Source organism: Aquisediminimonas profunda, from assembly GCF_019443285.1.
Lineage (GTDB): Bacteria > Pseudomonadota > Alphaproteobacteria > Sphingomonadales > Sphingomonadaceae > Aquisediminimonas > Aquisediminimonas profunda.
The window spans coordinates 2,151,512-2,165,296 of sequence record NZ_CP080327.1 but is presented as its reverse complement, the minus strand read 5'-3'; the positions used below and the strand labels follow the sequence as shown (position 1 = coordinate 2,165,296).

Sequence of the window (13,785 nt, the reverse complement as noted above, 5' to 3'; positions counted from 1 at the left end):
AGAGTGAACTACCGACCCTGTGGTTGAGCCTGAGCAGGAGCCTGACCTGCACCGGCCTGGCCCGGCTGCCAGCCGGCAGGTGGCGTAATGCTGACACTCGGAACCGACACATTCAATTCAGCAAGAACGTCGTTCGTAATGTCGGCAGCTGGCAGAACCTTGATAACGGCCTGCGGCTGCAACACCACGTTGATGCGCTTCTTGGCCATTGCGCTGTTCACGGCAGCCTCAAGCTTCATCTGAATCTGCTCGAGCACATAAGCACGGGCAAGCGCGACTGGTGCCGAGAGCTTGGACACCTCGACATTCGCTGCCTGTTCACGCTGCTGCAGTGTCGCAAGTTGTTGCTGCAGAGCAGCCTGGTTCTGGGCCGCACTCGGCGCCTTGGCAGCTGCCTGATATGCCGCTGCAAGTGGCTGAAGTTCGGCTGTCAGCGCCTTTGCCCTGGCATCGGCCGCATCAATCTGGGCCTTGTAGGTGACTTTGATCTGGCTAATGGCCGTGTTGTACGCGTTCGACTTGGAGACTGCCTCTTCAAGATCGACGACTGCAACGTTGCTGACGGCCTGAGCCGACGCAATCGCCGGGAGCGCGACCGCTGCGATGACAGGAGCTGCTGCCAAAAGGGCAAACTTGAATGTTGTTTTCATCAGAATTGGGTTCCTACATTGAATGTGAACAATTTCGTATCATCCCCAGGCTGCTTTAACAGAGCCTTGGCTATATCAATCCTGAACGGACCGAAGGGTGATTTCCAGTTGAAGCCAAAGCCGACGGACAGGCGCGGCTTCCACGTATCGCCGAAGAACTGCTCGTTGAAGGGAGCAAAGGGCGTCGTCGTAGTGGGGCAAACAGTGTATTGATTTGTTGCAGATGGCGGCGAAGTGGGCGTCTGCAATGTGGCAAATGTCGTCGCGCCAGTCGTCGTATTACGGCACTGGAACTTGATCCGGTTGTCGGACGGATCTGTGAAATTCGCCAATGTCGTCAAGTTGGGGCGGCGTACCCCAAAGACCGAGCCAACATCCATGAACACCGATGGCCGAATTCCAAGGCTTTTGGCCCCGGACCCCAGCGGAATCTCGAGTTCCAGTCTGCCTTTGTAATAGGCGCGGCCACCCAAGGCATCATCGGTAATCTGGTTGCGATCCGTAACAAGTTTGCCGGTGGTTATGTCATAGCGCTGCCTTTGAACCCTTGGCCCGACACCTCGAATATCAAAGCCCCGCATTTCGGGTTCTCCGAGGAAGAACCGGTCCGTCAAGCGAACCTTGTCGACGCCAGCCCCACGGTCGGAACCGAAGGGCAGGACATAGCCCGCTTCAAAACCGACGGAGAAAATGAAATTGCCCAGAACTTTCCAATATTTGTCAGCGTCAAATCGCGTGCGCAGATATTTGACGCTGCCACCAAGGCCCGCGAAATCCTGGCTGAACACTGCTCGCTGGCCCGCACTGGGACGCAGGCGGTTGTTGAGGTTATCAAATACGAGGCTGTAGCCAATGGACGAGGTCGTGCGCTTACCAATGGCGTCGCACAGGAAGCGCCCTGCAAGGAGTGGATCGCACTGCCCATTGAAGAAGAACTGCTGCCTGTCCAGAGTAACGTCATCAAGGCTGAGGCCATACCGGCCCGCAAATGACCAGAATTCAGTTAGCGGCACACCAACCCGAACCTGGAAACCGGTCGTGAGCTGCTGATAAGTGGTGTTCCGGCTGTTATTTACAAAGTTGAAGCTGTTGTAATCCCTACGGAAAATATCACCGCCAAGTGCAATATTCTTGTCGAACAAATAGGGTTCGGTAAACCCGAGTTCGACAGATTTCGAGAAAGTCGAGTAGTTGACGCTGGCACGAAGTTCCTGACCCTTGCCACGGAAATTCCGCTGCCGGATCGAGGCGTTGATGATGAATCGCTCGATTGATGAGAATCCCGCAGACAACTGCAGTTCGCCTGTGGATTGTTCTTCGACATTGGCTTCAAGGATAATTCGGTCAGGCGCCGATCCCTGTTTCTGTTCAATCTCGAGCTTTTCCTGGAAAAATCCGAGCGACTGGATGCGGTCGGAAGAACGCTTGACCTGGAAACTGTTAAACGCGTCGCCCTCGGCAACACGGAACTCTCGACGAACCACCTTGTCCTGCGTGTTCGTATTCCCGTTGATGTCGATTCGCTCGACATAAACGCGAGGCGCATCGCTGACCTTGATGACGAGGTTCATCGTCTTCGATTCTTTGTCGCGATCGAACTCAGGATTCACTTCAGCAAACGCATATCCGAAAAGTCCGGCAGCTTCGGTCAAGCTGTCGACAGTATCCTCGACGAGCTTTGCGTTATAGAAATTGCCCTTCTTGATCGCGAGCTTTTCAGCCTGGGGCTTATAATCCCGCAATTCACTTTCGACGGAAACATCGCCAAATTTATAGCGTTCGCCTTCTTCGATCACATAGGTGAGGATGAAGTCCTTCTTGTCGGGCGTCAGTTCGGCTACGGCCGACACAACACGGAAGTCGGCATAACCGTTTGTCAGGTAGAATTGCCGGAGCTTTGCTTGGTCATACGCCAGTTTGTCGGGATCATAGCTTGAGCCAGATGAAAGGAGCCGCGTTATCCGAGCCTGCTTTGTGGCCATTTCGCCACGAAGCTTCCCGTCGCTGAATTTTTCATTGCCCAGAATGTTGATTTGCTGGACCTTGGATTTCGGTCCTTCTGAAATCTCATAGACAATATCGACCCGGTTCTGGTCCAACATGACCATCTTGGGTTCAACGTTTGCCGCGAAACGTCCTTGCCGGCGATAAAGTTCGACAATGCGTGCGACATCGGCCCGTACCTTGGAACGCGTAAATATCTGTCGCGGCGCGAGCTTGATTTCCTTGTTGATCTTGTCTTCCTTGAGACGCTTGTTGCCTTCAAGGATGATGCGATTGATCACTGGATTCTCTTTGACTTCAATCGTCAGATTGCCGTTGTCATCGCGGATCTGGACGTCAGTGAACAATTCGGTTTCGAATAGATCCCGAATCGCCTGGTCCAACGACTCGGTCGTATACGGACCGCCAGCGCGAAGCTGGATGTAGGAGCGCACCGTGTCTGGCTCGAGGCGCTGCGACCCTGTCACGTTGATCGACTTGATCGTGCCGCCATTGACCGGTGGCAGCGACGGCGCAGCAGGTTGTTGCGCGGATGCAGGCGCGGTGGATTGGGCTATGGCCGGCAGTGCCGAACCCAGCAAGAGCACGGCAATGGTCCCGCGGCCGAAATGATACGCCTTGTTTGCAGTCACGCGGATAGCCTCTTCTACTCAATGGCAGTGCGCGACACGCCCTGCCCGAACCTTGTCAACCAATCAAGCCGGATAGCCGATGCCACAGCTCTAATGATGCGAAATCATTGAAAGTCACAAACAACATTAGCGTCATGAGCACGGCAAAGCCGGTTCGAAATGCCCAATCCTGTGTCTCAGGAGAGACCGGTCGACGGATGACGCCTTCAATTGCATAGAATAACAAGTGTCCGCCATCGAGCATCGGGATTGGCAACAGGTTGATGAATCCCAGATTAATGGAAACCATTGCAACGAAGCCGACAAAAGGCACCCAACCCAACGTCGCCACCTGCCCTGCATATTTCGCCATTTTTACAGGTCCGCTCATCTCCTTTGCGGAGAGATTGCCAAAGATGATTTGGCCAATTCCGTCGATCGTCGAGCCCACGACCCCTATTGTTCGATCGAGCGCAGCACTGGGAACATCTTGCCAGCCAATATCGACGTGACTTGGCGCGACAGGCGTGATCCCCATGGAGCCGCGACGCTGCACATTGCCGAAAGTGTCCCGGGTTTCAATGTAGGCCGGTGTGGCAACGATGTGCATCGATTGCCCATTTCGCAAAATCCCAAAATCTAGCGCAACGCGAGGCCGAGCGTATACTGTCTCGTAAAGTTCCTCGAAATCTTCGATGCGCTTGTCGCCGATTGAAACGATGCGATCACCTGGTCGAAAGCCGCTTGTGTCAGCAACGGACCCGGCAACAACGTTTCCAACCACGCTTGGAATTCGCATTTCACCAAAAGTTGCAAGCAAGCCTGCAAGAAGCAGAAAGCCAACGAGAAAGTTTACGATCGGGCCCGCAGCCGTAATAGCTGCGCGCTGCCAAACAGGTTTTGCATGAAAAACTTGGCTGCGTTCGAAATCAGGCAGTTCCATCCACTCCTGATCAGGTTGGCTCGCTGCATTCGCGTCCCCGGCAAAACGGACATATCCGCCCAATGGCATCCACGCCACTTTCCAGCGTGTCCCTCGCTTGTCGGTCCATCCAACTACTTCGCGCCCGAAGCCGATCGAAAAGACGTCAGCCTTAACACCACACCAGCGAGCGACCAGATAATGTCCCAGCTCATGGAGGAAGATCAGCGGCCCGATCGCGATCAGGAAGGACAGGACTGTCCAGATAAAGCCGGGTCCCTGGGTCACGCAACAACACTTTCCATTAGTGCCGACGCTACGCGCCGAGCCTCCGAATCTATCGCCAGAACATCTGCTAACGAAATTGGATCGGCGGGCACATAGCGGTCCAACACGCGCGCCACAACGGTTGCGATATCACCGAACGCAATCGTGCCTGCCAGAAATGCAGCAACTGCGGCTTCATTCGCAGCATTCATGATTGCCGGCGCAGGTCCACCTGCAATCATGACTTCGCGGGCAAGTTTCAATGCCGGAAATCGCAAATAGTCTGGTGCCATGAAGTCCAGCCGTCCCACGGCCGCCAAGTCCAAACGCTCGCATGGCGTGTCCATCCGTTCGGGCCAGGCCAATGTATGCGCAATCGGAACCCGCATATCGGCAGGACCAAGCTGCGCAAGGACCGATCCGTCGGCATATTCGACCATGGAGTGAACGACAGATTGCGGATGAATAACGACGTCAAGCCGATCAGCCGGCATGGCGAACAAGTGGTGCGCTTCGATGAGTTCGAGACCCTTATTCATCATGGTTGCGGAGTCGACGGAAATCTTCGCACCCATTGACCAATTAGGGTGTGCGACAGCCTGCGCGGGTGTGGCCCGGGCCATTTCTTCCAAAGGCGTAGTACGAAATGGGCCACCGCTCGCCGTCAAAACGATCCGATGCACGCCTTTTGGCGCAGATTGGTCGAGACATTGAAAGATTGCGTTATGTTCGGAATCAACCGGCAACAGTGTAGCTCCGGACCGCGTTGCGGCATCGATCATAAGCGAACCGGCTGATACGAGTGCTTCCTTGTTGGCAAAGGCCAGCGTCTTACCACCCTCCAGTGCCGCCATGACCGGCATTAGGCCTGCGCAGCCGACAATAGCGGCCATCGTCCAGTCAGCGTTGCGAAGAGCAGCCTCAATAACAGCATCTTCTCCGGCGCCGACTTCAATACCGGTTCCGGACAATGCATCTTTGAGATCATCGAAGCGGCTTGGATCTCCGATCACTGCAAATTTGGCAGACGTTGCTCTCGCAGCCTTTGCCAACCCCTCAACATCCGAATGTGCAGTCAGCGCTTCAACGGCGAACTTGTCCGGTGTTCGCAGGATCAGATCGAGCGTCGATTGCCCTACCGACCCTGTCGCACCAAGAATTGTTACGGTCTTGGATTTCTTCATACCGCAAGCCCAAGCGACACAGCAAGAGCGGCCAAAGGCACCGCAGTCACCACGCCATCGAGTCGGTCAAGCACACCACCATGCCCGGGAAGCAGAGTGCCACTGTCCTTTACGCCCGCACGACGCTTCATCCAGCTTTCCAGAAAATCGCCAGACTGTGCGGCGATTGCAAGAAACGGGGTGACCCAAACCAGCGTAAGTGAGAGATTGAACCAAATATGGAAACAGGCTGCAACAAGTGTCGCGCATGCCATGCCACCGATAAGTCCGGCCCATGTCTTTGACGGACTGATTGCTGGCGCAATTTTCGGCCCTCCAATCGATCGCCCTGAAAAATAGGCGCCAATATCTGTCGCCCACACCAGAGAAAGGGCCCAGAAGGTAAGTACAAGGCCATTTTCCGGCTGCTCACGCAACCAAAGCAGCGCAAGAATTGGAATTCCAACATAGATCTGGCCTGCTCCGAGCGCGACACTTCGGGAAATCAACGCGGTCCCGATTGCCATTCCGAGGATCAAGCCAAATGCGAAGAAGCTTGGTCCAAGTGCAATGGGTGACAAGACGCCCAGTGGTATACACAGCGCATACATTGCCATCCGCTTGTGCTGCTCCGAAACCTTCAAAAGACCGGCAAACTCGGAAATCATGATGAGGCCGCCGACTGTTGCAAGTACCCAGAGCGCAGTGCCGCCCAACCAAACCTCCGCAACAGCGACAATGATCAAAATTGCGCCAACGATGATCCGTTGCGACAACTCCGACCTAGGCGCCTTTGTTCCAGTCACAAGCCACCGAAGCGCCGCTCCCGCGCCCCATAGTCCGCCACAGCATCGGCCAAAGACTGAACTCCGAAGTCCGGCCAGAGTGTATCGACAAACAAAAGCTCTGCATAGGCAAGCTGCCAGAGCATGAAATTTGACAGGCGCTGCTCGCCAGATGTCCGGATCAACAAGTCTGGCGGCGGCAAGTCATGCGTATCGAGCAAATTGTCGATCATGGCTTCGTCAATTGTTGCAGGATCAAGGTTTCCGTCCCTTGCTCTTTGCGCCACGTCGCGCATGACCGAGACAAGTTCAGCCTGAGAACCATAGTTGAGGGCGATAACCAATGTTGTCCGGGAGTTTTGCGCAGTTCGCTCGATCGCGCCATCAATCAGTGCAACAAGGTCGGGCGCCAGGGCTTTGTAGTTCCCGATAATCCTTAATCGGACGCCATTCTGCGCGAGTTCTTCAATGTCGGTCTGAATGAAATGCCGCAGCAGACCCATCAGATCGTTGACTTCTTCAGCCGGTCGGCGCCAATTTTCGGTGGAAAAAGCGTAAAGCGTCAGAACCTCGATCCCAAGATCGCCGGCAGCACGAGTCACATTTCGAGCCGCTTCAATCCCCTTGCGGTGTCCTGCAATGCGCGGCAGCATGCGCTTCTTGGCCCAGCGGCCATTGCCATCCATAATGATCGCAACATGACGTGGAACCGCCATTGGGCCGTCTCCGCCCGCTGGCCTGCTGATAGCTGCGCTTTTGGGAGCAGGTGCGCCACTCACTTGCCAAGGATTTCCTTTTCTTTTGCAGCAAGAGCGGCATCAATTTCGGCAATTGTGGCGTCCGTCAGCTTTTGCACTTCCGCTTCAGCACGCTTGCGATCATCCTCGCTGATTTCCTTTTTCTTTTCATCGGTTTTCAAATCGTCATTGCCATCACGTCTGACGTTGCGGGCAGCGATTTTCGCCTTTTCCGCATAGCTATGGGCGAGCTTTGCAAGTTCCTTGCGACGCTCTTCGGTCATGTCGGGAATTGGCAGGCGGATGTTGTTTCCATCAACGATCGGATTAATTCCCAGCCCCGCATTGCGGATCGCTTTTTCAACCGGCGTTACGTTCGACTTGTCCCACACCTGCACGGACAGAAGGCGCGGTTCCGGGGCAGAAACCGTTGCCACCTGATTCAGCGGCATGTTCGAGCCATAGACTTCAACTGTGATCGGATCGAGCAGTGCGGTATTAGCGCGGCCCGTTCGCAAACCGCCAAGATCATGCTTGAGTGACTCGACGGCACCATGCATCCGGCGTTCAAGATCTGCCTTGTTATAGGCTGGCATCAGCTTTGCTCCTCATTCTGCACGATCGTCGATACACCTTCACCAGCGAGAACCTTTGCAAGATTGCCCTTCTCGCGGATTGAAAAGACAACGATCGGGATGTTGTTGTCCCTGCACAGCGCAACGGCGCTGGCGTCCATCACCTTAAGATCATCTGACAAGACACGCTTGAAATCGAGCGTTTCATAACGCCTTGCCGTCGGGACCTTTTTGGGATCGGCATCATAGACGCCATCGACGCTCGTGCCCTTGAAGAGAGCGTCGCACTTCATTTCTGCAGCCCGCAACGCAGCACCTGAATCCGTAGTGAAATAGGGACTTCCGGTGCCCGCCGCAAAAATGACGACTCGCCCCTTCTCGAGGTGGCGCTCTGCACGCCGGCGAATATAGGGCTCGCACACGCTGGCCATGGGAATGGCTGACTGGACACGTGTTTCGACGCCCAGATGCTCAAGCGCATCCTGCATCGCCAAGGCGTTCATGACGGTTGCAAGCATGCCCATATAGTCTGCGGTTGCCCGGTCCATGCCTTTGGCCGCACCAGCCATTCCACGGAAAATATTGCCGCCGCCAATCACGAGGCAGAGTTCATACCCCGCGTCCTTTGCGGCTTTCACTTCACTGGCCACGCGAGCGACGGTTTCCGGCTCAATACCAAAATCCTGATCGCCCATCGCAGCTTCGCCAGAGAGCTTCAGCAGGATGCGTTTGAAGCGGGGGCGTGCCATGCGCGCAAGTCTCTTTCAGGTCAGCGGAAGGAAGAATGGCGCGCACCCTAGTATGGGCGCGCGCCCTTGCCAAGCGGCGCCTAGACGCCTGCTGCGGCTGCGACTTCTGCAGCGAAATCGCTTTCCTTTTTCTCAATGCCTTCACCAAGCTGGAAGCGAACATAGTCCTTGAGCACAATCGGTGCACCCGCTTCCTTTGCAGCAGCGGCAACGACGTCGCTGATCTTGGTCTTGCCGTCCATGACGAAAAGCTGGTTCAGAAGAGCGTTTTCCTTGACGAACTTCGCAACAGCGCCGTCGACCATCTTCGCGACGACCTCGGCAGGCTTGCCCGATTCCGCAGCCTTTTCCTGTGCAATCGCACGTTCGCGCGCGATCACTTCCGAATCAATGCCACTTTCGTCGAGCGCCAAAGGAAATGCAGCTGCAACATGCATTGCAAGCTGCTTGCCGAGCGCTTCAAGCTTTTCTGACGGTGCGGAACTTTCCAGCGCCACAAGAACCCCGATCTTGCCTAGACCCGGAGCAGCCGCATTATGGACATAGGGAACAACAGCGCCCTGTGTGACGCTCAGCCGACGTGCGCGGCGCAGCGTCTGATTCTCGCCAATGGTGGCAATATTGGTCGTCAAGGCATCGGCAACTGTTCCGCCGGTGGGATAGCTTGCAGCTGCAAGTGCTTCCACATCGTCGCCAGTTTCGATTGCCAGTTGCGTGACCGTCCGCACAAAGTCCTGAAACTGATCATTCTTTGCAACAAAGTCTGTTTCAGAGTTGACTTCGACAGCCGTCCCCGTGGTGCCGTTCACAGCAACGCCGACCAGGCCTTCTGCTGCAGTGCGGCTCGACTTCTTTGAAGCCGTAGCGAGGCCCTTGGTCCGCAGCCAGTCAACAGCTGCTTCCATGTCACCGCTCGTTTCAGCGAGCGCCTTCTTGCAATCCATCATGCCTGCGCCAGACTTGTCGCGCAGTTCTTTGACCATCGATGCAGTCACTTCTGCCATCTTACTTTCCTCTAATTCAATCAGTGCGTGGGCCCTGCGTAGGCAGTGGCCTGTCTGAGAGTTGGGGCCAGCCCCCCGCAAAGGCACTTGGCCTTCGCAGGGGAGACACATGTCAGGCTTCAGGCGCCACTTCTGCAGCAACCGCTTCAGATGCAGGAGCAGCGACCTCAACCACAGCCAGTGCTTCTTCGGCTGGCGGCTCATCCATTGCGCCCAGATCAACGCCACGCGAAGCAGCGCCTTGCTGGCCACCGCGCGTCGCAGCAGCAGAAACCGCATCACAATAGAGGCGGATTGCGCGGCTGGCATCGTCATTTGCCGGAATCGGGAAGGCAATGCCGTCAGGCGAAACGTTCGAATCAAGGATCGCCACCACGGGGATACCAAGCACATTGGCTTCCTTGATCGCGAGTTCTTCCTTGTTCGCGTCAACCACAAACATCACGTCCGGAATGCCGCCCATATCGCGGATGCCGCCGAGGGAAAGTTCGAGCTTGTCGCGTTCGCGGGTCAGCTGAAGGATTTCCTTCTTGGTCAAGCCGTGGGTGTCGCCCGAAAGCTGCTCTTCCATCGACTTCAAACGCTTGATCGAGTTCGAAATTGTCTTCCAATTGGTGAGCATGCCGCCCAGCCAGCGGTGATTGACGAAGTGCTGGCCCGATGCGCGGGCTGCTTCCGCAATTGGATCCTGAGCCTGGCGCTTGGTCCCGACAAAGAGGACCTTGCCGCCGCGCGCCGCAGTTTGGCTCACAAATTCAAGGGCACGGGCAAAGAGCGGAACGGTCTGCGACAGGTCCAGAATATGGACGCCGTTGCGATCGCCAAAGATGTAGGGTTTCATTTTTGGATTCCAGCGATGCGTCTGGTGTCCAAAGTGTGCGCCAGCTTCCAAGAGCTGGTGCATGGTGACAGTCGGTGCCGCCATGGGGATAGTCTCCTTCCGGTTGGTCCACTGGGCAGCGAGAATGAAGCCTTGAGTCCAATTGCGGACGTGGTGCTTCACACCGGTTTATGATGCCACCCATGCGGGATTGAGGGCGCGCCATTAGCGAACCCGACTACGGGATGCAAGGGGGAGCTGTATTCGGCGGAGCGCGAGCCGATTAACCTTATGTATTTGCGGAAATCAAACGCCTTGCATGCCAGGGATGTTCAGTTGTCAGGGGGAAACGGGGCATTTTTTGAAGCAATGCTGGTCAGGGTTGCAAAACAGGATGTGCGATTGGGGATGTATGTTCACGCGATCGAAGGGTCGTGGATGGACCATCCATTCTGGCGATCCCGATTCCTGCTCTCGGAGCAGTCGCAGCTGGAACGGGTCTTTGCGAGCAAGGTCGAATATCTGGTCATCGATGCCGCGCGCGGCCTTGACCCCAGCCAGTTGGCACCCGTTTTGGATGAAAGAACAGCCAAGAGCGAACGCCAACCGTTGAGCGCGCGTGAGCGGATCACCGAACTTCGCCGGGCGGCAAGCACCATCAAGCGTTCCAAAGTTGCAGTCATGGGATTGTTTGAAGATGCGCGGCTTGGCAAGGCAGTCCAGACGGCTTCGATGGGTCCAATCGTAGAGGAGATTTCGCAATCCGTCTCTCGCGATCCGTCGATCATCCTGAATATTGCAAAGCTCAAGACCAAGGACGAATACACCTACCTCCATTCTGTTGCAGTGTGCGCTCTCATGATCAACCTCGGCCGGTCAATGGGACTGGACGAGGGGCTGACACAGGAAATTGGCATGGCAGGCCTGCTTCATGATGTCGGCAAAATGGCTATTCCGGAGACAATCCTGAAAAAACCTGCAAGGCTTGACGAGCTGGAGATGGAAACGGTTCGCAACCACCCACAGCGCGGATACGAAATCCTGTCTGCGTCTGCGGGCGTGAACGAAACGGCTTTGGATGTGTGCCTGCATCATCACGAGAAGATGGACGGCACAGGGTACCCCCAGCGCCTTCCGGGCAAGGCGTTGAGCCTTTTTGCTCGCATGTCCTCAGTGTGCGACGTCTATGACGCTGTAACGTCGCAGCGCCCGTATAATACGCCCTGGTCTGCTTCACACGCGTTGCAATTGATGCAAGGTTGGGAAGGCCATTTTGATCCAGAGGTCGTCGACGCGTTCATTGAGAGCCTCGGCATATTGCCCGTCGGCACACTCATTCGTGTAAATGACGACAGGTTGGCAATTGTGACCGGTGAGTCTTCATCGGACTTTACGCTGCCACGCGCCCGCATATTCTATTCGCCGGACCGAATGTATGACGAACCCCTTCTCGATATCGAAGTATCCCGAAACAAGGGGGGCTGGTCTGTATTAGGCATCGAAGACCCTGCGAAATGGGGCTTTCCTGACTGGAAGCGCACGAGCAGGGCAATCATCACGCGCAAGTCCAACTGAACGCGAGCAAAAGAACAAACAAAAAACTTTTCGCTTGACGAAGGAACGTTAGAGGAACATATCAACGAGAACAGAAAGGGAATATCATGCACATTATCAGCATTCTCCTGTCTTGTTTTGCGTTCTTCATCGCACTTGAAGCTATCCGGCTAACCATTTTGTCCCGTTCAGGCCGAATCCTGGAAGCGCTTGCGGGCGTTGCGCCTGCCCGAACGGATAGAGCGTCTGTGGTGGTTCCGTTTCCGGTCCGGCCACGTGCCTTGGTTGATGAGAACGAGGGAACCAGGCTTGCTGCCTGACGCCGTCGTCAGGATTGGCCGGGTTGCACCCCCAGCTTACGCGCGCGCTTGACCTTGGCGTAGCTCCTGATGCTCAAGGGAATGGCTGCCAGATAGGCAGCTGAAACGGCAGTCAGTGTAATCCAGGGATCGGAGAACAGCGCCGTTCCAATAAGGGCTGCGAGCAAGATGGCCTCGAGCCGAATATGTCGCCGGAGGCGGATAGAGCCCCAACTGTAGGTCGCAACATTCGAGATCATCAGAAAGGCGATGAGTCCGGCCCATGGCGCAACGACAAATGGCTCCCGGAACCATTCATTTTCGGTCACCAGCCAGAGATACAGCGGCGTAAAGGCAAGTCCTGCGCCCGCTGGCGCTGGAATGCCCGTCAGGAAGCCGGCCGATTTATGCGGCTGATCTTCAATGTCGATCCGCGCATTGAAGCGTGCAAGCCTGAGCGCACAGGAAACCGCAAGCGCCAACGCGAAAATCCAACCAAAGCGCGGCAATTGCTGCAATGACCAGAGATAGAGGATGATTGCAGGGGAAACACCAAAGGCAATCACGTCGGATAAGGAATCGAGTTCGGCTCCAAATCTGCTTTCTGCCTTCAGAAGTCGCGCTACGCGACCGTCGATGCCGTCGAGGACACCCGCGACAATTATGGCACCAATCGCTCGCTCCCAATCTCCAGTATGAGGGTCTGTTCCGGTTGCAGAAATTGCATAGCGCACACCCGTCAGGCCGAAACACAGGGCCAGAGCGGTAATTGCGTTGGGAGGGACCGCCCTGAGGCTAAGCCCACCACGCGCTGTGCGTTCGTCACTGTTCACAGCCGTATTCCGCAAACGCTTTCATTGTCCCCGAATATTCCAAGTACGGTCTCTCCCGCCACGCAGCGTTGGCCAAGGGCCACTTTAGGAGCCGTTCCGGCCGGTAGATAGACGTCAACGCGGCTTCCGAAGCGGATCAATCCGATGCGCTGCCCGGCTGCGACGATATCGCCCGGTTTCACGAACGGCACAATTCTGCGGGCAACCAGCCCCGCAATCTGCGTAAATCCGACTTTCGCGCCGTCACTGCGTTCGACGACAAAATGCTGGCGCTCATTGTCCTCACTCGCCTTGTCGAGATCAGCGTTGAGGAACTTCCCCGCGATATAGACCACTTGCTTGATCGTTCCTGCGATCGGTGTCCGGTTGATGTGAACATCAAACACACTCATGAAGATCGAGACGCGCGTAAAATGCCCATCGCCGAGTTCCGCAACAAGCTCCTTTGGCGCAGGGACGGACTGGATCAATGTGACCATTCCATCGGCAGGCGCCACGATGTAACGATCGCTGCGCGGTGTCGTGCGGATCGGATCGCGGAAAAAAGCCAGAACCCAGACTGTGACACCAAGCATCAGCCAGGCAAGCGTGTGCCAGCCAACCAAAGCAACAACACCGGTAATTGCTGCTGCAATCAGTGCGAATTTTCGTCCCTCCGGATGGACCGAAGGGAAACGCCATTTTACGCCCTCACCGGGAGGGTCGTTCTTTTCTAGTGCGGCCATGACTGCGCGTTCTAGGCACGCACTGCGCCGCTGGCAAGCAGAAGCGGTTGATTGCAGACGCGCGTCGCCCTAGAGCGCTTCTCGAAT

The 13,785-nt window shown here is 55.9% G+C and carries 14 protein-coding genes; 2 read left to right on the top strand and 12 right to left on the bottom strand.

All coding sequences use genetic code 11. The annotated features are described in order from the left end of the window. Positions 1-8: 8 nt before the first annotated feature. The 10 genes from K0O24_RS10760 to rpsB form a co-directional block, all read right to left on the bottom strand. Positions 9-650: an OmpH family outer membrane protein gene (locus K0O24_RS10760; RefSeq protein WP_219892758.1), complete on the bottom strand. Its 642-nt coding sequence runs from the start codon at positions 648-650 to the stop codon at positions 9-11. Beyond that, complete coding sequence (gene bamA, locus K0O24_RS10755; RefSeq protein WP_219892757.1) at positions 650-3,286, bottom strand: outer membrane protein assembly factor BamA; 2,637 nt, start codon at positions 3,284-3,286, stop codon at positions 650-652. Before bamA ends, K0O24_RS10760 begins: the two co-directional genes overlap by 1 nt. Positions 3,287-3,341: 55 nt before the next feature. Next, positions 3,342-4,475 carry an RIP metalloprotease RseP gene (gene rseP, locus K0O24_RS10750; RefSeq protein ID WP_219892756.1) on the bottom strand — a complete coding sequence of 378 codons (1,134 nt, stop codon included), beginning with the start codon at positions 4,473-4,475 and terminating at the stop codon, positions 3,342-3,344. After that, on the bottom strand, positions 4,472-5,638 hold the full coding sequence (locus K0O24_RS10745) for a 1-deoxy-D-xylulose-5-phosphate reductoisomerase (RefSeq protein WP_219892755.1): 1,167 nt from the start codon (positions 5,636-5,638) through the stop codon (positions 4,472-4,474). Before K0O24_RS10745 ends, rseP begins: the two co-directional genes overlap by 4 nt. Further along, positions 5,635-6,393: a phosphatidate cytidylyltransferase gene (locus K0O24_RS10740; RefSeq protein ID WP_246610952.1), complete on the bottom strand. Its 759-nt coding sequence runs from the start codon at positions 6,391-6,393 to the stop codon at positions 5,635-5,637. Before K0O24_RS10740 ends, K0O24_RS10745 begins: the two co-directional genes overlap by 4 nt. A 26-nt stretch (positions 6,394-6,419) precedes the next feature. Then, positions 6,420-7,118 (bottom strand): isoprenyl transferase, encoded by a 699-nt coding sequence (locus K0O24_RS10735; protein ID WP_219892753.1) that lies wholly within the window; start codon positions 7,116-7,118, stop codon positions 6,420-6,422. A gap of 59 nt (positions 7,119-7,177) precedes the next feature. Beyond that, complete coding sequence (gene frr / locus K0O24_RS10730; RefSeq protein ID WP_219892752.1) at positions 7,178-7,735, bottom strand: ribosome recycling factor; 558 nt, start codon at positions 7,733-7,735, stop codon at positions 7,178-7,180. Beyond that, on the bottom strand, positions 7,735-8,463 hold the full coding sequence (pyrH, locus tag K0O24_RS10725) for a UMP kinase (RefSeq protein ID WP_219892751.1): 729 nt from the start codon (positions 8,461-8,463) through the stop codon (positions 7,735-7,737). Before pyrH ends, frr begins: the two co-directional genes overlap by 1 nt. Before the next feature lie 80 nt (positions 8,464-8,543). Continuing rightward, positions 8,544-9,467, bottom strand: coding sequence for a translation elongation factor Ts (gene tsf, locus K0O24_RS10720; protein WP_219892750.1), 924 nt, complete (start codon positions 9,465-9,467; stop codon positions 8,544-8,546). A gap of 112 nt (positions 9,468-9,579) precedes the next feature. Further along, positions 9,580-10,392 (bottom strand): 30S ribosomal protein S2, encoded by an 813-nt coding sequence (gene rpsB, locus K0O24_RS10715; RefSeq protein ID WP_219892749.1) that lies wholly within the window; start codon positions 10,390-10,392, stop codon positions 9,580-9,582. 231 nt (positions 10,393-10,623) lie between these two features. On the opposite strand from rpsB, the gene K0O24_RS10710 reads away from it, so the two are divergent. Next, a complete protein-coding gene (locus tag K0O24_RS10710) occupies positions 10,624-11,862 on the top strand; it encodes an HD-GYP domain-containing protein (RefSeq protein ID WP_219892748.1) in 1,239 nt (412 codons plus the stop codon). 86 nt (positions 11,863-11,948) lie between these two features. After that, on the top strand, positions 11,949-12,161 hold the full coding sequence (locus tag K0O24_RS10705; RefSeq protein ID WP_219892747.1) for a hypothetical protein: 213 nt from the start codon (positions 11,949-11,951) through the stop codon (positions 12,159-12,161). A gap of 8 nt (positions 12,162-12,169) precedes the next feature. On the opposite strand, the gene K0O24_RS10700 is transcribed toward K0O24_RS10705, so the two are convergent. Both K0O24_RS10700 and K0O24_RS10695 read right to left on the bottom strand, forming a co-directional pair. Next, positions 12,170-12,973, bottom strand: coding sequence for a CDP-alcohol phosphatidyltransferase family protein (locus K0O24_RS10700; protein WP_219892746.1), 804 nt, complete (start codon positions 12,971-12,973; stop codon positions 12,170-12,172). Continuing rightward, positions 12,970-13,698, bottom strand: a complete 729-nt coding sequence (locus K0O24_RS10695) for a phosphatidylserine decarboxylase (protein WP_219892745.1) — start codon at positions 13,696-13,698, stop codon at positions 12,970-12,972. The genes K0O24_RS10700 and K0O24_RS10695 overlap by 4 nt, the downstream gene beginning before the upstream one ends. Positions 13,699-13,785 lie beyond the last annotated feature (87 nt).